General features: G+C 65.0%; 20 protein-coding genes. 7 read left to right on the forward strand and 13 right to left on the reverse strand.

Annotated features, from left to right (window positions below; all coding sequences use genetic code 11):
* Nucleotides 1-100: 100 nt before the first annotated feature.
* Nucleotides 101-1717, forward strand: a complete 1617-nt coding sequence (locus tag ACODSN_RS06160; protein WP_489053948.1) for an amino acid permease — start codon at nucleotides 101-103, stop codon at nucleotides 1715-1717.
* 40 nt (nucleotides 1718-1757) lie between these two features.
* On the opposite strand, the gene ACODSN_RS06165 is transcribed toward ACODSN_RS06160, so the two are convergent.
* Nucleotides 1758-3029 (reverse strand): multidrug effflux MFS transporter, encoded by a 1272-nt coding sequence (locus tag ACODSN_RS06165; protein ID WP_489053950.1) that lies wholly within the window; start codon nucleotides 3027-3029, stop codon nucleotides 1758-1760.
* A gap of 214 nt (nucleotides 3030-3243) precedes the next feature.
* Between ACODSN_RS06165 and ACODSN_RS06170 the strand changes: the two genes are divergently transcribed.
* The gene (locus ACODSN_RS06170; RefSeq protein WP_489053952.1) at nucleotides 3244-3540 is read left to right on the forward strand and encodes a hypothetical protein; all 297 of its coding nucleotides are present in this window, start codon (nucleotides 3244-3246) and stop codon (nucleotides 3538-3540) included.
* 6 nt (nucleotides 3541-3546) lie between these two features.
* On the opposite strand, the gene ACODSN_RS06175 is transcribed toward ACODSN_RS06170, so the two are convergent.
* From ACODSN_RS06175 to ACODSN_RS06195, 5 genes are read right to left on the reverse strand one after another with little or no spacing between them, the layout of a single operon-like run.
* Nucleotides 3547-4683, reverse strand: coding sequence for a GNAT family N-acetyltransferase (locus ACODSN_RS06175; protein WP_489053953.1), 1137 nt, complete (start codon nucleotides 4681-4683; stop codon nucleotides 3547-3549).
* Nucleotides 4676-5404 (reverse strand): glycerophosphodiester phosphodiesterase family protein, encoded by a 729-nt coding sequence (locus ACODSN_RS06180; RefSeq protein WP_489053955.1) that lies wholly within the window; start codon nucleotides 5402-5404, stop codon nucleotides 4676-4678. Before ACODSN_RS06180 ends, ACODSN_RS06175 begins: the two co-directional genes overlap by 8 nt.
* Nucleotides 5388-5849: a RidA family protein gene (locus tag ACODSN_RS06185; RefSeq protein ID WP_489053956.1), complete on the reverse strand. Its 462-nt coding sequence runs from the start codon at nucleotides 5847-5849 to the stop codon at nucleotides 5388-5390. The genes ACODSN_RS06180 and ACODSN_RS06185 overlap by 17 nt, the downstream gene beginning before the upstream one ends.
* The gene (locus ACODSN_RS06190) at nucleotides 5846-6514 is read right to left on the reverse strand and encodes an HAD family hydrolase (protein WP_489053958.1); all 669 of its coding nucleotides are present in this window, start codon (nucleotides 6512-6514) and stop codon (nucleotides 5846-5848) included. The genes ACODSN_RS06185 and ACODSN_RS06190 overlap by 4 nt, the downstream gene beginning before the upstream one ends.
* Nucleotides 6511-6795 (reverse strand): DUF3572 family protein, encoded by a 285-nt coding sequence (locus ACODSN_RS06195; protein WP_489053959.1) that lies wholly within the window; start codon nucleotides 6793-6795, stop codon nucleotides 6511-6513. Before ACODSN_RS06195 ends, ACODSN_RS06190 begins: the two co-directional genes overlap by 4 nt.
* 73 nt (nucleotides 6796-6868) lie before the next feature.
* Here ACODSN_RS06195 and ACODSN_RS06200 point away from each other — a divergent pair, with 73 nt between their 5' ends.
* The gene (locus tag ACODSN_RS06200) at nucleotides 6869-7231 is read left to right on the forward strand and encodes a response regulator (RefSeq protein ID WP_489053961.1); all 363 of its coding nucleotides are present in this window, start codon (nucleotides 6869-6871) and stop codon (nucleotides 7229-7231) included.
* A 246-nt stretch (nucleotides 7232-7477) separates the two neighbouring features.
* On the opposite strand, the gene rpmG is transcribed toward ACODSN_RS06200, so the two are convergent.
* On the reverse strand, nucleotides 7478-7645 hold the full coding sequence (gene rpmG, locus ACODSN_RS06205; RefSeq protein ID WP_007687342.1) for a 50S ribosomal protein L33: 168 nt from the start codon (nucleotides 7643-7645) through the stop codon (nucleotides 7478-7480).
* Between the two features lie 212 nt (nucleotides 7646-7857).
* On the opposite strand from rpmG, the gene ACODSN_RS06210 reads away from it, so the two are divergent.
* From ACODSN_RS06210 to ACODSN_RS06220, 3 genes are all read left to right on the forward strand, one after another.
* A complete protein-coding gene (locus ACODSN_RS06210) occupies nucleotides 7858-8190 on the forward strand; it encodes a hypothetical protein (protein WP_489053963.1) in 333 nt (110 codons plus the stop codon).
* Nucleotides 8191-8208: 18 nt separating this feature from the next.
* Nucleotides 8209-8775 (forward strand): TMEM165/GDT1 family protein, encoded by a 567-nt coding sequence (locus ACODSN_RS06215; protein WP_489053964.1) that lies wholly within the window; start codon nucleotides 8209-8211, stop codon nucleotides 8773-8775.
* 121 nt (nucleotides 8776-8896) lie between these two features.
* Nucleotides 8897-9388: a Dps family protein gene (locus ACODSN_RS06220; RefSeq protein WP_489053965.1), complete on the forward strand. Its 492-nt coding sequence runs from the start codon at nucleotides 8897-8899 to the stop codon at nucleotides 9386-9388.
* 57 nt (nucleotides 9389-9445) lie between these two features.
* Here ACODSN_RS06220 and ACODSN_RS06225 read toward each other — a convergent pair whose 3' ends face one another.
* From ACODSN_RS06225 to ACODSN_RS06250, 6 genes are all read right to left on the reverse strand, one after another.
* Nucleotides 9446-9916, reverse strand: a complete 471-nt coding sequence (locus ACODSN_RS06225) for a GreA/GreB family elongation factor (protein ID WP_489053967.1) — start codon at nucleotides 9914-9916, stop codon at nucleotides 9446-9448.
* 6 nt (nucleotides 9917-9922) lie between these two features.
* A complete protein-coding gene (gene cobT / locus ACODSN_RS06230; protein WP_489053969.1) occupies nucleotides 9923-11752 on the reverse strand; it encodes a cobaltochelatase subunit CobT in 1830 nt (609 codons plus the stop codon).
* The gene (locus ACODSN_RS06235) at nucleotides 11749-12534 is read right to left on the reverse strand and encodes a tyrosine-protein phosphatase (protein WP_489053971.1); all 786 of its coding nucleotides are present in this window, start codon (nucleotides 12532-12534) and stop codon (nucleotides 11749-11751) included. Before ACODSN_RS06235 ends, cobT begins: the two co-directional genes overlap by 4 nt.
* On the reverse strand, nucleotides 12531-13538 hold the full coding sequence (cobS, locus tag ACODSN_RS06240; RefSeq protein WP_489053972.1) for a cobaltochelatase subunit CobS: 1008 nt from the start codon (nucleotides 13536-13538) through the stop codon (nucleotides 12531-12533). Before cobS ends, ACODSN_RS06235 begins: the two co-directional genes overlap by 4 nt.
* Nucleotides 13539-13622: 84 nt before the next feature.
* Nucleotides 13623-14918: an Hsp70 family protein gene (locus ACODSN_RS06245; RefSeq protein WP_489053973.1), complete on the reverse strand. Its 1296-nt coding sequence runs from the start codon at nucleotides 14916-14918 to the stop codon at nucleotides 13623-13625.
* A 73-nt stretch (nucleotides 14919-14991) separates the two neighbouring features.
* The gene (locus tag ACODSN_RS06250; protein ID WP_489053974.1) at nucleotides 14992-15606 is read right to left on the reverse strand and encodes a molecular chaperone DnaJ; all 615 of its coding nucleotides are present in this window, start codon (nucleotides 15604-15606) and stop codon (nucleotides 14992-14994) included.
* Nucleotides 15607-15650: 44 nt separating this feature from the next.
* On the opposite strand from ACODSN_RS06250, the gene ACODSN_RS06255 reads away from it, so the two are divergent.
* Entirely contained in the window at nucleotides 15651-15935 is a 285-nt protein-coding gene (locus ACODSN_RS06255) for a BolA family protein (protein WP_489053976.1), read from the forward strand.
* The last annotated feature ends 35 nt before the right edge of the window (nucleotides 15936-15970 follow it).

Genomic DNA, 15970 nt, shown 5'->3' on the forward strand with positions numbered 1-15970 from the left:
TGCGCGCGCCGGATTAGGCGATAGTCTCCCGCACCATGGCAAGACGGGATGCGCCGGTCGGCATCCCGCCTCACGCAAAAACAGACAAGGGGCTCCATTCATGATCTTCGGGCGCATCAAGCCGCTGGACGCGATATTGGCGACAGCGGCGAAAAAGTCGCTGGCGCGCACGCTGGGTCCGGTCCAGCTCACCCTGCTCGGCATCGGCGCGGTGATCGGCACCGGCATCTTCGTGCTCACTTCGGCGGCCGCGCAAAAGGCCGGGCCGGGCATGATGTGGAGCTTCGTCATCGCGGGCGCCGTCTGCGCCATCGCGGCCCTGTGCTATTCCGAACTCGCATCGATGGTGCCGGTTTCGGGGTCGGCCTATACCTATACCTATGCGGTCGTGGGCGAACTGCTCGCCTGGATGGTGGGATGGGCGCTGATCCTCGAATATGCCGTGGCCGCGAGCGCGGTTTCGGTGGGCTGGTCCGGCTATTTCATGGGCCTGCTCAAAAGCGTGACGGGGCTGGAATTGCCCCGAGCGCTGGCGTCGGGGCCGGTCTGGACCATGAACGGTTTCATGCCCCATGCGGATTTCAGCGCGGGCGTCATCAATATTCCGGCGATCGCGGTCGCATTGGGCATCACCTTGCTGCTGATGATCGGCACGACCGAAAGCGCACGGGTCAACGCCGTGCTGGTGGCGATCAAGGTGACGGCGCTCACCGTGTTCATCGCGCTGACCCTGCCGGTGCTCAAGACCGGCAATTTCTCGCCCTTCACACCGCAGGGCTGGTTCGGCCCCGCCGGCACCAGCGGCATGGGCGTGGTAGGCGCCGCCGCCTCGATCTTCTTTGCCTATGTGGGCTTCGACGCGGTGTCGACCGCCGCCGAGGAAACCAAAAATCCGCAACGCAACGTGCCGATCGGCCTGATCGGCAGCCTGACCATCTGTACCATTTTCTATCTGCTGGTGGCGGCGGGCGCGATCGGTGCGATGGGTGCGCAGCCGGTCGTCGGTCTTGACGGTTCGGTGGTCCAGCCGGGTTCGGCCGGCTTCGTCGCCGCCTGCGCCACGCCGGCCTATGCCGAGAGCCTGGTCTGTTCCAACGAGGCGCTGGCCCATGTTCTGCGCGTCATCAACTGGCCGCTCGTCGGCAACGCACTCGGCCTTGCGGCCAACCTCGCGCTGCCTTCCGTCATCCTGATGATGATGTTCGGCCAGACCCGCATCTTCTTCGTCATGGCGCGCGACGGCCTGCTGCCCGAAAAGCTCGCCAGCATTCATCCCAAGTGGAAAACCCCCCATATCGTCACGCTGGTAACAGGCGTATTCGTGGCGATCGGGGCTGCGTTGCTGCCGGTCGGGCAACTGGCCGACATCTCCAATTCGGGCACCCTGTTCGCCTTCTTCATGGTGGCGGTCGCCGTGTTGGTGCTGCGGATCAAGGACCCGACGCGCCACCGCCCGTTCCGCACCCCGGCGATCTTCGTCGTGGCTCCGCTGGCGGGAGCCGGGTGCCTCTTCCTGTTCTTCAACCTGCCGGTGGACGCGATGCTGGTGCTGCCGCTCTGGGGTGGTATCGGCCTCGTCATCTATTTCCTCTATGGCTATCGCAAGAGCCATGTCGGGCGCGGCCTGATCGAAACGCATGAGCAGGATGCGGGCACGCCGCCCGTTCCGGTGCCGCCACTGCCCGGAGCGCCGACGCCGGGCGGCCGCGACGCCTGAACTCAATAAGGGGGCGGTTCGATGGCCGCCCCTTTTGCATTCAGGCGACGGTTTCGAATTCGGGATCGCGCAGCGCGTCGCGACGGGGTCGGGTGAACATCCGCCCCCGTTCTGTCCAGACGAGCACAAGCAGCGCGCTCGAACCAAAGCACAGCAGCCCCAATGTCAGCGGGATGGTGGTGCCGTCGAACGCCATCCCCACCATCCCGCCCAGCACGCTGGACACAGCGGTGGTGAGGAACGACTGGAACGACGATGCCACCCCTGCCCCCCGCCCGAACGGCTCCATCGAGATCGAGCTGAAATTGGAGCCGGTGAACGAGAAGGTCATCAGGATCAGCGCCTGGAACAGGATGAAGCTGCCAACGCTTTCCCAACCCGCGGCGATCACGCCGAGATGCAGCAGCGCCAGCATGATCAGCCCGCAAAGCGCGCCCTGACTCAATCGCCGCGCGCCAAACCGCGACACGAGGCGGCTGTTGATGAGGGCGCCGACCCCCATGCTGCCCGCCATCACCGCAAAGGCCAGCGGGAAATAGCGCTGGGCGTGGAAGATATCGAAGAAAATCTGCTGCACCGACAGGATGAAGGCGATGATGCACGACATCACGATGCCGCTCGCCACCATATAGCCGATCGATTCGCGGATGATGAAGATACGCTTCACCGTTCCCAGAATCGCGCGGGCGCTTATCGGCAGCCGGTTTTCGGCCGACAAGGTTTCAGGCAGGCGCAACAGCATCCATGACAGGATCATCGTCGCCAGTATCGCCAGCGCCCAGAAAATCCAGCGCCACGGCGCGAACCACAGGATGAACTGGCCAAAACTTGGCGCGAACACCGGGATCAGGATGAAGACGGAAAAGATCAGCGACATGACCCGCGCCATCGCATCGCCCCTGAAGCGATCGCGCACGATGCTGACGGTGATGACCCGGCTCGCGCCGGCGAAAAACCCGGCGCACAGGCGCCCCGCCAGCAGCATGGTGAAGCTGTGCGCGCTGGCGCAGGCGATGGAGGACAGGATAAACAGGACCATGGCGCTGCCCATCACCCGCTTGCGCCCGAACCTGTCGGAAAGCACGCCGAACAGTAACGATCCAACGCCCAGCCCCACAAAATAGAGGCTGATGATCAGCTGCCGGTCGTTGGGATGGGGAATGCGCAGATCGCGGGCGATGTCCGGCAACGCGGGAAGCATCGGATCGACCGACAGCGCGTTCATCGCCATCAGGCAAGCGCACAGCAGCACGAATTCGCGAAAGTGAATGTCCCGGACGGGGGAATGCGGGGTGGAGGCAGGATCGGACATGCCGCCGCTATGGGCAGATTCGCCATGCCGCGCCACCCTTAAACTGGACCCGCCAGAGGAGGGGCGCTGACGGCATTAACCCTGCCGTCGCCGGTAATGTCTCCAGCGCGGGCGAAATTTGTCGCGATCGCGTTAACCATTTTTTAGCGCGCTGCGGTCCACCCTGTTTCCTGTCGAAATCCATAAAGTCGAAATCCATACAGGGGGGTTCGTCATGGCGAATGGGAGCAAGAGCGCGCAGTTTCTGATGGAGAGTCGATTCTCCGGCGCGGATTATGGTTCAGCGGAGGCATGCTTCGACCGGGGCGTGGCCTATAGCTGCGGTACGGGCGGCATGCCGATCGATCTGGTCGAGGCGCATAAATGGTTCAATCTCGCGGCGCTTGGCGGTTGCGAGCATGGCCAGACGATGCGGGCGGAGATCGCCGGGGAAATGACCGCGCGCGAAATCGCCGAAGCGCAGAAACAGGCGCGTGCGATCCTCGCCGCTACGCACAGAGGCGCCGCCTGACGTTCATTACTGGCTGCTTTTCCTGAACGGCGTCCGCTCGACCAGCCATTCGCGGTCATTCTGCACGCTGGCCCGCTCAGCGGCGAGAAAATCCCCGACGGCGCGGCGAAACCCCGGATCGGGAATATGATGCGCCGACCATGTCGGCTGGGGCGCATAGCCCCGCGCGAGCTTATGGCTGCCCTGCGCACCGGCCTCCACCCTCTTCAGCCCCAGCGCGATGGCGACATCGATCGCCTGATAATAGCACAGCTCGAAATGCAGGTTGGGCACCTCTTCGCTGCACCCCCAATAGCGCCCATAAAGCGCATCCACGCCGATCATGTTGAGCGCCCCGGCGATCGGTCGCCCGTCGCGCTGCGCCAGGATCAGCAGTACCCGGTCGGCCATGGTTTCGCCGATCAGCGAGAAGAAGGCTCGGGTCAGATAGGGCTGCCCCCATTTGCGCGCGCCCGTATCCTGATAGAAATGCCAGAAGGCGTCCCAATGCGCTTCGGTGAGCGCCGCGCCGGTCAGATGGACGATCTCCAGCCCCTCAACCGCCCGCGCCCTTTCCTTGCGGATCGTCTTGCGCTTGGCGCTGGACAGCGCGTCGAGGAAATCGCCGAAATCGCGATAGCCGCCATTGGTCCAGTGGAACTGGCTATCCTCGCGGATCAGCCAGCCCGCCGCCTCGAACAGGGGGATCTGGCTTTCCGCGATGAAGGTCGCGTGCGCCGACGACAGATTATTGCGCTCCACCAGCGTCTCGACCCCGGCGATCAGCGCGGGCGCGAGCGCCGGGTCGCGCAACAGGAGGCGCGGGCCGGGCACGGGGGAAAAGGGCGACGCGATCTGAAGCTTGGGATAATAGCGCCCGCCCGCGCGCTCCCACGCATCGGCCCAGCCGTGGTCGAACACATATTCGCCCTGGCTGTGGGTCTTGGCATAGAGTGGCGCAGCGGCGGCGAGCGCGCCATCCGCTCCGTCGATCAGCAGCGGCAGCGGTTGCCAGCCAGTCCCCGGCCCGACGCTACCCGATTGTTCGAGCGCGGCCAGGAAATCCCAGCTGACGAACGGATTGCCATCGCCCGCACAGGCGTCCCACTGCGCGCGGGGCACATCGGCGACACCCGCCGCGATCCGCGCCACCACGTCAGTCATGCGCCTGCTCGAAGATGATCTGGTCGGCATGATCCGCTGCGGTCGCCCGGTCCGCCGCACTGCGCACCGTCCAGCTCAGCACCGGCAATCCCCGGCGGCGGAAGGCGCGGGCGAAGGGGGAGGGCAGGTCGCGAATGTCACAGGCCAGAAAATCGGGCCTCGACAGCCAAAGTGCAAGAGCGCGCGACACGCGACCCCGCCATTTCCCCTTATTCCGCTGCGTCACCACCAGTCCGCGCACCACCTGCGGCGCATGCCACGCGAACCAGAACGGCACGAGCGGGTTGAACGACATGATGGCAACGGGCGCACCGGGATGCCGGCGAAGGTCCGCCGCCACCGCCGCACATAACGGTCCCGCCCACCGCTCGTCGGCCTTGATCTCCACCAGCAGCGGGGTCACGCCACCGCACCGATCGAGCAGCGCCGCCAGTCGCGGCGGCGCGCTGCCATCCGGCAACGGAATCGCGCCCAGTTGCGCCGCCGACAGGTCACGCACCCGCTCGGGCCTGTCCATCAGGCGGTCCAGCGTGGCGTCATGAAAGGCGATCGCCTGGCCATCGCGGCTCAGCCGCACGTCGCATTCGATGCCGAACCCGGCGGCGAACGCCGCGTCGAACGCCATCATCCCGTTTTCGCTTCGCCCCTGCCCATGCAGCCCGCGATGCGCGAACGGTCGCGTCGTCAGAAACGCGCGCGCCGCCTCAGGACGGCCGGACAAGCACGACCGCATCGATTTCCACCACCGCGCCCAGCGGCAGCACCGGCACGCCCACTGCGCTTCTGGCGTGACGGCCTGCATCGCCAAAAATCTCGACCATCAGGTCCGACGCGCCATTGGCGACCTTGGGCTGGTCGGTGAAGCCCGGCGCGCTGCTGATGAAGGCGCCGAGCTTCACGATCCGCTCGACCCGGTCAAGGTCGCCGAGCGCGGCCTTAATCTGCGCGATCAGGTTGAGCGCACAGGCGCGGGCCGCCCGGACTCCATAGTCCAGATCGCGATCCTCGCCGAGCCGGCCGGTCATCAACGCCCCGTCGCTGAGCGAAATCTGGCCGGAAATATGCAGCAGGCCGTTCGCCTCGACAAAGGGAACATAGGTGGCCACGGGCGCAGCCGGTGCGGGCAGGGTGATGCCGAGTTCGGCAAGGTGGGCGTCGATGCTCATGGGATGGCTCCATCGGTATGGGAAGATAAGGTGGGCGCGTCCGGCTGCGCCGGCCCTTCGGCCAGCCGCTCGACGATCCAGCGTTCCGCCTGCGCCCATTGGTCGATCCGTGCATGCGCGTCGGGGCAGGGGGGCATATTTTCGGCGATTTCGGGTTCGCCGATCAGATGCAGCCGCCACACCGATGGCGCATGCTGCGCGACCGATTCGTGATTTTCCGCAATATCGTCGATGAACAGCGCCACCGACGGCTGACGCTCGTCGACGATCCGCGCCAGTTGCGGTCCCTTGCCGCCCCTGTTCCAGAAAACCGGGACATGCAGGCCGTGGTTCGCCAGTTGCTCCACCCGCCCCTGCGCATGGTCCTCGCCGATATTGGTCAGCACGACGATGTCGGCGATTGCGCTCAGCCGGTGCATCGCCTCGATCGCGCCGGCGATCGGCGTCTGACGCGCCATCTCGGTGTCGAAAAAGGCGACGAGCAGCTTCCACACCAGGTCCCGCTCGACCGTCAGGCCGCTATCCTTGTGCCGCAGCGCGTCGCCAAAGCCCTGCATGCGAAAATCGAAATGCACGCCATGCGCTTCATCGAGCCAGCTACGAAAGGGAACGACCATATGCAGCAGCACTTCGTCGCAATCGGTGATGATGAGCGGGCGGGTCATCGGGTCAGTTCCTGTCGCGCGGCGATCAGCGCCGTCGGCGTCGAATCGATCGCGTCGGCGCAGGCGATCAGGTCCGGCTCGTGATCGGCCAGGAACGCCAGCACTTCGCCCAGCACCGCCGGATTGTCGATCCCGTCGCGCAGCGCCTGCGCATCCAGCCCGGTCAGCGCCAGCAGACGGTCGGCGCGGCGTTCGTCCGCGAGCGTCCAGCCAAGCGCGAGCAGCGCCAGCGTGGCCGCGTCGGCGCCATCGCGCTTGCCATATTCGGGATCGGGTCGCATGATCGGGCCTTGAACGAGGAAGCGGCGGGAACGGGGCGCATCCGTCGTCTATTTTTCCGGAAGCGGGTGACTGGTGACAAAGCGCGTGCTCGTTGTCGAGGACAACGAACTTAATCTCAAACTTTTTTGCGATCTGCTGCGCGCCCATGGCCATGAGGTGCTGCCGGTGCGCGACGGGCGCAATGTGGTGGAACTGGCGCGCGAGTTCGGTCCCGACCTCGTCATCATGGACATTCACCTGCCCCATGTCAGCGGCATCGACCTCATCATTTCGCTGAAGGCGGACGGGGACCTCGCGCGCGTCCCGATCATGGCCGTCACCGCCTATGCCGGGAAGGGTGACGAGGACCGCATTCGCGAAGCCGGGGCGGAAGCCTATGTTTCCAAGCCGATCTCGGTCCTGCGCTTCGTCGATCAGGTGAACGCGCTGCTGTAAGAATCTGTTTGGAAATGCGCGGAAGAGCGCATTTCACGAGACCGCACCAGCCCTCACCCCCACCCGACCGCCCATCAGGATACCATGTCTGGGCGGTCGGGTGGGGGTGAGGGCTGGTGCGGATGCGCCAAAAGCGCATTTCCAAACAGACTCTAGCAACGCACAAGAAAAGGCCCGTTCCCTCATGCGGGACGGGCCTTTTATGGATCAACGATCAGGCGCGCGAGCCGGGCGGCCCGCAGCGGCTTACTTGATCTTGGCTTCCTTGAACTCGACATGCTTGCGCACGACCGGGTCATATTTGCGGAAGCTCAGCTTCTCGGTCTTGGTGCGCGGGTTCTTCTTGGTGACATAGAAGAAGCCGGTGTCAGCCGAGCTGACGAGGCGGATTTTGACGGTTGCTGGCTTGGCCATGGCCCTGATCCCTGGTCGAAAATTGCGTAAATAGAAAAGCGGCCCCCAGCATCGGAAGGGAACCGCCCGTTTCAGCAGCGGCCCTTGCGGCAGATTCGCGCCGCTGTCAAGGCGAAGGCCGGTATCCGGCCCCATGCTCTCACGCTTTACGCGCCCTTAACCAGCGTGCGCGCATGCTGCGATCCGGGACGAGTGGATGGGGGAGTGATCCCATGAGACAGGATGCGATGCTGGCCATTTTTGCAGATCTGCTGCGGCGGATCGACGGGCTTGCGAACCAGCGCGGGCATCTGTCCGTGCCGCGCCTGTATGACGAGGTCGACCAGATTCGCCATATCGCGCGCGCTTTCCACATCGACGGCGTCGAATCGCTGGCTGACACGTTGCAATCGGCGCTGTCGCTGCACGGCCTCGGCCCCGTGGTCCTTTCCTACCTCGATCTGATGCGCGACGCGATCGCGACGGATATGCCGCCGGTCGGGATATTGACGCTGCCGATGACCGTCCGGTCGCCGCACGCCCTGGGGGCGGCGCTGCGCGCCTGATCGCGTCGGCCTTTCTTCATGGACGCATTGCTCATCGCCCTGCTCGGCTGCCTGCTCGGCGAAATCGGCGACAAGAGCCAGTTGCTCGTGCTGGCGCTCGCCACCCGCTATGATCGCAACGGTGCGGTCATTGCCGGACTCATTGTCGCCGCCATCGCAAACGCCACGCTATCCGCGCTCGCCGGGGCCTATATCGGGCCGATGCTGGGCGCCGATGCGCGGCTGTTGTTCTTCGCCCTGTCGCTGCTGTTTTTGGGCGCCGGCCTGCTCTGGCCGGTCAAGTCCCCCGATCCGCTGGCGAAATGGCCGATCGGCGCCTTCCTGACCACAACGCTTGGTCTTTTCATCCTCGGCTTTGGCGATGGTCCCCAGTTCCTGATCCTCGGTATCGCGACCCATAGCGCCAATCCGGCGCTGGCGGCGATCGGCGGGGCCGTGGGCGTAATCGCGGCGTCCTTGCCCGTCGTCCTGCTGCGCGGGCGCATTTTCGCCATGCTGCCCGTCCGTTCAATCCGGCTTGGCGGCGGCGTTCTGATCCTGCTGATTGGCGGGACATCGGCCTTGTCGGCGCTCGGCCTGTTCTGATCGAGCCGCTCCATCAGACTGAACGACAATTTGCACATGCGAATCGCGGGTGCACGTGGCACCATGTCGACCGCCGATCATTATATGTCCGAAATCAATTTCCCGAGCAGGAGGACCCCGCATGACCGCGCCCGATCTCAAGACGCCCACGGACCTGAAAAGCAATGCGACCAAATCGGTGGCGCAGGCGCTGAATGGCGTGCTGGCCGACAGCTATGCGCTGTATTTCAAGACGAAGAATTTCCACTGGCATGTGTCCGGCCCGCACTTCCGCGACTATCATCTGATGTTCGACGATCAGGCGACGCAGATTCTCGCCACCACCGACCTCATCGCCGAGCGCGTGCGCAAGACCGGCAACACCACGCTGCGGTCGATCGGCGACATCTCGCGCCATCAGACGGTGACGGACAATGACGCCGATTATGTCAGCCCCGCCGACATGCTGAACGAATTGCGCGAGGATAATCTGCGGCTGGTCGAGGCGTTGCGGGCGGTGAAATCGGCCGCGACCGAGGCAGGCGACAATGCGACCGAAGGCATCGTCGACGACTGGACCGACCAGGCCGAGGAACGCGCCTGGTTCCTGTTCGAAGCCGGCCGCGGCGCGTAAACAGCGTTAATGGCAGCCATCCGGTTCAAGCTTCGAGCGAACCGGATGGCCATCGCTTCAATCCTGATCGACTATTTCAATCGCCAGGATGTTGATCGCATCGTCCTTGCCCGCGAAATCGACCGTCTCTCCCTTGCCGGCGCCCATCATCGCGCGGGCCAGCGGTGACGTAAAGCTGATCCGTCCTTCATTCGGATCGGCTTCATCATCCCCGACCAGTGCAACGCGTTTCTCGCGCCCGTTCAGCCTGTAGGTCACGCGGGTGCCGAACGCGACGCTTTCGCCGTCCGGCACCGGCCGCAGCTCCGCCGTCGCCAGCCGCGTGCGCCAGTAGCGCAACACCCGCTTGTGCTTGTTGCCATCCTCTTCGGAAAAGCCCTCAATCGATACCGCCTCCAGCGCTTCGACCTTCTCCCGCGTCAGCCGCAATCCGCGCGCCGTGACCCAGTTGGGACCGGGCGGGATCGGCAGTTCGAATTTTGGTTCGAGATGTTCGTCATCGCCCTCGCGACGAAAGGCGACGCTCATCGCCGCCTAATCCTCATCGAACAGCCCGGCGAGCTGCTCCACCATCGTGCCGCCCAGCTGCTCGGCGTCCATGATCGTCACCGCGCGCCGGTAATAGCGGGTCACGTCATGGCCGATGCCGATCGCGACGAGCTGCACCGGCGAGCGATTCTCGATCCAGTCGATCACCTGCCGCAAATGTCGTTCCAGATAGGTGCCGCTGTTGACCGACAAGGTGCTGTCGTCGACCGGCGCACCGTCGCTGATGACCATCAGGATGCGGCGTTCCTCGTTACGCGCCAGCAGGCGGTTATGCGCCCATAATAGCGCTTCGCCGTCGATATTTTCCTTCAGCAGCCCCTCGCGCATCATCAGGCCCAGATTCTTGCGCGCGCGCCGCCATGGCTCGTCGGCCTTCTTGTAGATGATATGGCGCAGGTCGTTCAGCCGTCCCGGCATCGGCGGTCGGCCCGCCGCCAGCCAGTCCTCACGGCTTTGCCCGCCCTTCCAGGCGCGCGTGGTGAAGCCCAATATTTCGGTCTTGACGCCGCAGCGCTCCAGCGTGCGCGCCATGATGTCGGCGCTGATCGCCGCAATGCTGATCGGCCGGCCGCGCATCGAGCCTGAATTGTCGATCAGCAGCGTGACAACCGTATCGCGAAACTCGGTATCGCGCTCGATCTTGTAGGATAGCGACCGCGTCGGATCGATGACGATGCGCGCCAGCCGCGCCGCGTCGAGCATCCCTTCGTCCTGATCGAAGTCCCAGCTACGCGATTGCTGCGCCATCAGCCGCCGTTGCAGCCGGTTGGCGAGTTTCGTCACCGCGCCCTGAAGGCTGACCAGCTGCTGATCGAGGAAGCCTCGCAACCGCAGCAGTTCGTCCTCATCGCACAGGTCCGCGGCGGTGACGATCTCATCATGTTTCGACGAATAGGGCTTATAGTCGAAGCCGGGCGGCAGATCGGACAGCGGACGGTTGGGCCGGACGGGCATCATGCCCTCCTCACCCATATCGCCGCCGCCATCGCCGCCGTCGCCCTCAAAATCGTCGCCGGAATCATTGTCGCCGTCGTCGGTGTCGCCACCATCATCCTCGGCGCGGGCTTCGGCGTTCACGTCGCTGTCGCCGGGCTGATCCTCGCCCGAATCGCCTTCTTCCTGCTGCTCCTGCTCGTCCTCTTCGCCTTCGTCCTGCTCTTCAGGCTCGTCGGTCTGGGGCGGCACATCGGCGTCGATCAGCGCGAGATGTTCGAGCATCGCCGTGGTCAGCTTCTGGAACGCGCGCTGATCGTCGATGGCAAGCGCGAGCGCGTCCAGATCGGCCCCGGCCTTGTCCTCGATCCAACGATCGATCAGCGCCATGGCGGGTACGACGTCGGCGGGCGTCGGCTGTCCGGTCAGCCGCTCGCGTACCTTGAGCGCCAATGCGGTCGAGAGCGGCACTTCATCGGCAGAGCGCGCGCGGCGCATCGGATCGGATTTCAGCCGCATCGCCAGTGCTTCGTTCAGGTTGGCGCGCACGCCCTCCATCTGGCGCGATCCGATCGCCTCGACCCGCGCCTGCTCGACCGCGTCGAACACCGCGCGCGCGACGGGATCGCCCGGCGCGGACCCATTATGCGCCCTGGCATCATGATGGCGCAGACGCAGCGCATGAGCATCGGCGAAGCCCCGCGCCAGCGCGACCTGTTCGGCGGGCAGCGCGCGGCTGGGCGTCGGCACCTTGATCGCCTTGCCCGCCATATGCGGCGCGTCGGCGGTGAAGCCCACCTCCACTTCGGCATCGCGCGCGATCGATCGCGCCGCGCCCGACAGCACGTCCTTGAAGGCGTCGAGAGGTGTCCGCTCGCTCATGCTTCGAGCAGCGCATCCTGCAAGGCCGCGCGCGCGGCAGCATCGATGCCCAGCACATCCTCCAGATAGGCTTCGATCCCGCCATGCGCGGCGTCCAGCGTCTCGAACAGGGTTTCGATATAGAGAGCATCGGCCAGTAGCACCGGCGCGATCACCTCCTTCATCGAGCGATGCGCACGGGCGAGGCGGCTTTCCTCAAGCGACAGGCGCCAGTCCCAGTCGGCATGGGTGTTGGTCAGCAGATAGTCCTCGACGATCGTGGCGCGTGGCACGCCAAGCGCCGCCAGTATCAACGCCGCGCCGACGCCCGTGCGGTCCTTGCCCGCCGAACAGTTGATGAGGATCGGTACGCGCCCGCCCGCGATCTGCCCGAACATCGCACGATAGGATGGCGCATATTCCATCGCGATCTCGCGATAGAGCGCGACCATCGCGTCATGCATCTCCTGCCGCGTCACCGCCTTGCCGTGCAGCATCTCGCCGAGCACGCCGGTCGAACCGCTGTAATCCCGGCAATGATAATCGACCTCCGCCCCATGCCAGCGCGTCGGTTCTTCCTGGCGCTCGCTCGGACGCCGGAAGTCGCAGATCGCCCGGATGCCGAGCGCGCGAAACTGGTCGGAATCCTCGTCCGTCAGCAGCGCCATCGTGCCCGAGCGATAGAGCATGCCCCGCCGCACCATTCGTCCGTCCGCCGTCGCATAGCCGCCAAAATCGCGCAGGTTGAACGCGGTGGCGATCGGCACGCGCCGGTCGTGCGGTGTGGCAACGCCGGCCGTCATCCCGCCTTGCCCACGACGCTCTCGGGCAGGTCCTTGCCGAACACGCGCTGATAATATTCCGCCACCAGCGCGCGCTCGGCCTCGTCGCACTTGTTGAGGAAGCTCAACCGGAAGGCGAAACCGACATTCTTGAAAATCAGTGCATTCTGCGCCCAGCTGATGACGGTGCGCGGAGACATGACGGTGGAAATGTCGCCGTTGACGAAGCCCTGCCGCGTCAGCTCCGCCACCTTAATCATATTCTCGACTTCCTTGCGGCCGCCCTCATGATCATATTCGCCAGACTTGGCCAGCACCACCTGCGCTTCGGTCGCGGCCGGCAGATAGTTGAGCGCCACCACCAGATTCCAGCGGTCCATCTGGCCCTGATTGATCTGCTGCGTGCCATGATACAAGCCGGTCGTATCGCCAAGGCCGACCGTATTAGCGGTCGCGAACAGGCGGAAATTGGGGTTCGGCCGAATGACGCGATTCTGGTCGAGGAGGGTCATCTTGCCGTCTGTTTCCAGCACGCGCTGGATCACGAACATCACGTCCGGGCGGCCCGCATCATATTCGTCGAACACCAGAGCCACCGGCCGCTGCAACGCCCAGGGGAGCAGGCCCTCGCGAAATTCCGTCACCTGCTGCCCGTCCTTGAGCACGATGGCGTCGCGGCCCACCAGGTCGATACGGCTGATATGCGCGTCCAGATTGATGCGGATGCACGGCCATTTCAGGCGCGCGGCGACCTGTTCGATATGGCTCGACTTGCCGGTGCCATGATAGCCCTGCACCATGACGCGGCGATTATAGGCAAAGCCCGCCAGAATCGCGAGCGTGGTGTCCGGATCGAACACATAGGCGGGGTCGAGATCGGGCACGCGCTCGTCGGCCTGGCTGAACGCGGGCACGCGCATGTCGATGTCCACCCCGAACAGCTCGCGCACATCGACTTCGCGGTCGGGCTTATCGAGCAGCGTGTCGGCGCGGGTATCGGGCTGGACGTTCGAAATCTCGGTCATATCGTCATCTTCCTGCGAGTCACTCCAGCCCCTAACCGATCGGGGAAGGGCGTGTCGATAGCGTGGGGTTTGGGCGCTTAACGATCAAGCGGCCCATTCGCCCAAATTGGCTTCCTGTCCGACCAGCGCCAGTCCATGGGCGATCGAGGTCAGTTCGCCGCCGGTCGCGATCCGGTCCCGCCCGAAACGCCGGTCGAATATCGCCCGGATCGCCGGGATCAGCGACGATCCGCCGGTCAGGAACACGCGGTCGATCGCTTCGGGCGCGACCCCCGCCTTACCGAGCGCACGATCGACCGTCGCCTCGATCCGTTCGATGTCGGGCGCGATCCAGCGTTCGAAATCGGCACGCGCCACCTCGACCTCGATCGACAGGCCACCGCCCTCGAACCGGAATGGCGCTGTGTCGGCCGCCGAAAGCGCGCGCTTGAGCATGCCCACGGCGTCGTAGAGCGCATAGCCCAGTTCCCTTTCGATCACGGTGATCATCCGGCCGATCGCCGCGCCGTCGTCCGCGCTTTTCCGCAAGCGGGCCAGTTCCTCTAGCGTCCGCCGGTTGCGCATCAGCGCGAGCCGCGACCAGTCGGCAAAGTCGGCGAAATAGCTGCGCGGGATTTCCAGCGCCTTGCCGAAACTCTGATAGCTGCCGCCCTTGCCCAGCATCGGCAGGACGAGCTGGTCCATGATGCGATAGTCGAAGCGGTCGCCCGCGATGCCGACGCCCGCCGATCCCAGCGGCACGCAGCGCCGTGCCGCGCCCGGCGCTTCCACCCGTACGATTGAAAAATCGCTCGTGCCGCCGCCGAAATCCGCCACCAGGATCGTCGCGGGTTGCGTCAAGCGGCTCGCATAGCTGAACGCCGCGCCCAATGGCTCATAGACATAGTGAATTTCGGTCCCGAACCCGGCGAACATGGCGTCATAGCGTTTGCGCGCCAGCGCCTCGTCGGGCCGCGACCCGGCATATTCGACCGGGCGCCCGACGACGACGCGGTCGGGCCGCGCATCGAGCGCGCCGCCCGCATGGGCGACCATCCGCGCCAGAAACATCTGCCCCAACTCCTCGAAGCGGAAGCGCTTTTCGAAGATGTTCGCGCTTTCGAAGATCGGGCTGGCGGCGACCGATTTGAACGATTGGAGGAAGCGGCTATGTTCGGGATATTCCATATATTCCGCGATCGCCCACGGCCCTGCTTCGTGCGCGAGGCCGCCCTTTGCGCCTTCTTCATGCCAGAAACAGAGCGCCGATCGGAACACGGGACCGGATGCCTGCGCGCCGGTGAAGTCGATCAGGTCCGATTGCCCGTCGGCGGATGCGATGGCCGCGACACTGTTGGTCGTGCCGAAATCGAGGCCCAGGGCGCGGGGCTGGGGGGACATGGCGGTTCTCCGGAAAGGGCGGGGGCCTATGGCAGCGGCCCGCCGCCGTGACAAGCCCGCCGCCCGGCGCGGTTCAGGCGAACGCCGCAGCCTTGCGCAGATGGCCGTAAGCGGCGATCACGCCCTGCAACGCCCCTTCATGACTGCGGTCGCCGCCATTATGGTCGGGATGATAACGGCGCAGCAGTTCGGTATAGCGCTGGCGCAGCGCCCGGCGGTCGGCATCGATCGGCAGTTCCATCACGCCCAGCGCCTTGCGGTCATCGGCGGACAGGAACGCCCCGTCCTGCCGCACCTGCGCATCCGCCCGCGCCCTGGCCATGCGTTCCTTGAACTTCGTGCCGATGGCATCGAGCGGATCGGAGAAATCGGCCCATTTGGGCGGCGGGCTATGCGCATTGCTGGAAAAGGCGCGAGTCTCCCGCTCCCACCCGGCAAAGGGGCGTTGCGCCGCCGCGATCTCGTCCGGGGTCATGCCAGTGAAGAAATTATAGCCCTGATTGAATTCGCGTACATGATCGAGGCACAGCCAGCGCCAGCGTGGCCCCTCCTGATGCGGGGAACCATCGAGCGCTGGCGCGCGGAACTCACCCGGCTCCGGGCATCCGGGGACCGAACAGGGGCGGTCGCTCTCCACCCTTCCGTGAAAGCGGTTGAAGCGGCGGTTCGAGAAAGGGTCGGTCGACACGTCTGTCCTGATGCAAGGCGCGGCAAAGCGTCTATATAGGGGCCATGACCCAGATTCTGAAAGGCCCGGTGGCCACCGAAATCGAAGCCCGCCTGCGCGCGGCGCTCGACCCGCAGCAACTCGACGTGATCGACGACAGCGAAAAGCATCGCGGCCATGCGGGCCATGACGGGTCGGGCGAAAGCCATTTCACCGTCGAGATCGTCTCGGATCGCTTCGCCGGTCAAAATCGCGTGACGCGCCAGCGACTGGTCAATGCCGCGCTCGCCGACCTGCTGCGCGACAAGGTTCATGCGCTCGCGATCAAGGCGCGCGCGCCCGGCGAATGAACGCTGGCCCTTCTTCCTCCATCCGACTGGACGCA

Source organism: Sphingobium sp. FG11, assembly GCF_057809915.1.

Bases quoted from the DNA above. Each gene is read 5' to 3' on its own strand.
- ACODSN_RS06225 (WP_489053967.1), bottom strand. From the start codon at position 9,916: ATGAGCGTCGCCTTTCGTCGCGAGGGCGATGACGAACATCTCGAACCA.
- ACODSN_RS06175 (WP_489053953.1), bottom strand. From the start codon at position 4,683: ATGACTGACGTGGTGGCGCGGATCGCGGCGGGTGTCGCCGATGTGCCC.
- ACODSN_RS06235 (WP_489053971.1), bottom strand. From the start codon at position 12,534: ATGACGGCCGGCGTTGCCACACCGCACGACCGGCGCGTGCCGATCGCC.
- ACODSN_RS06195 (WP_489053959.1), bottom strand. From the start codon at position 6,795: ATGCGACCCGATCCCGAATATGGCAAGCGCGATGGCGCCGACGCGGCC.
- ACODSN_RS06215 (WP_489053964.1), top strand. From the start codon at position 8,209: ATGGACGCATTGCTCATCGCCCTGCTCGGCTGCCTGCTCGGCGAAATC.
- ACODSN_RS06190 (WP_489053958.1), bottom strand. From the start codon at position 6,514: ATGACCCGCCCGCTCATCATCACCGATTGCGACGAAGTGCTGCTGCAT.
- ACODSN_RS06255 (WP_489053976.1), top strand. From the start codon at position 15,651: ATGACCCAGATTCTGAAAGGCCCGGTGGCCACCGAAATCGAAGCCCGC.
- ACODSN_RS06165 (WP_489053950.1), bottom strand. From the start codon at position 3,029: ATGTCCGATCCTGCCTCCACCCCGCATTCCCCCGTCCGGGACATTCAC.
- cobT (WP_489053969.1), bottom strand. From the start codon at position 11,752: ATGAGCGAGCGGACACCTCTCGACGCCTTCAAGGACGTGCTGTCGGGC.
- ACODSN_RS06220 (WP_489053965.1), top strand. From the start codon at position 8,897: ATGACCGCGCCCGATCTCAAGACGCCCACGGACCTGAAAAGCAATGCG.
- ACODSN_RS06185 (WP_489053956.1), bottom strand. From the start codon at position 5,849: ATGAGCATCGACGCCCACCTTGCCGAACTCGGCATCACCCTGCCCGCA.
- cobS (WP_489053972.1), bottom strand. From the start codon at position 13,538: ATGACCGAGATTTCGAACGTCCAGCCCGATACCCGCGCCGACACGCTG.
- ACODSN_RS06245 (WP_489053973.1), bottom strand. From the start codon at position 14,918: ATGTCCCCCCAGCCCCGCGCCCTGGGCCTCGATTTCGGCACGACCAAC.
- ACODSN_RS06210 (WP_489053963.1), top strand. From the start codon at position 7,858: ATGAGACAGGATGCGATGCTGGCCATTTTTGCAGATCTGCTGCGGCGG.
- ACODSN_RS06170 (WP_489053952.1), top strand. From the start codon at position 3,244: ATGGCGAATGGGAGCAAGAGCGCGCAGTTTCTGATGGAGAGTCGATTC.
- ACODSN_RS06160 (WP_489053948.1), top strand. From the start codon at position 101: ATGATCTTCGGGCGCATCAAGCCGCTGGACGCGATATTGGCGACAGCG.
- rpmG (WP_007687342.1), bottom strand. From the start codon at position 7,645: ATGGCCAAGCCAGCAACCGTCAAAATCCGCCTCGTCAGCTCGGCTGAC.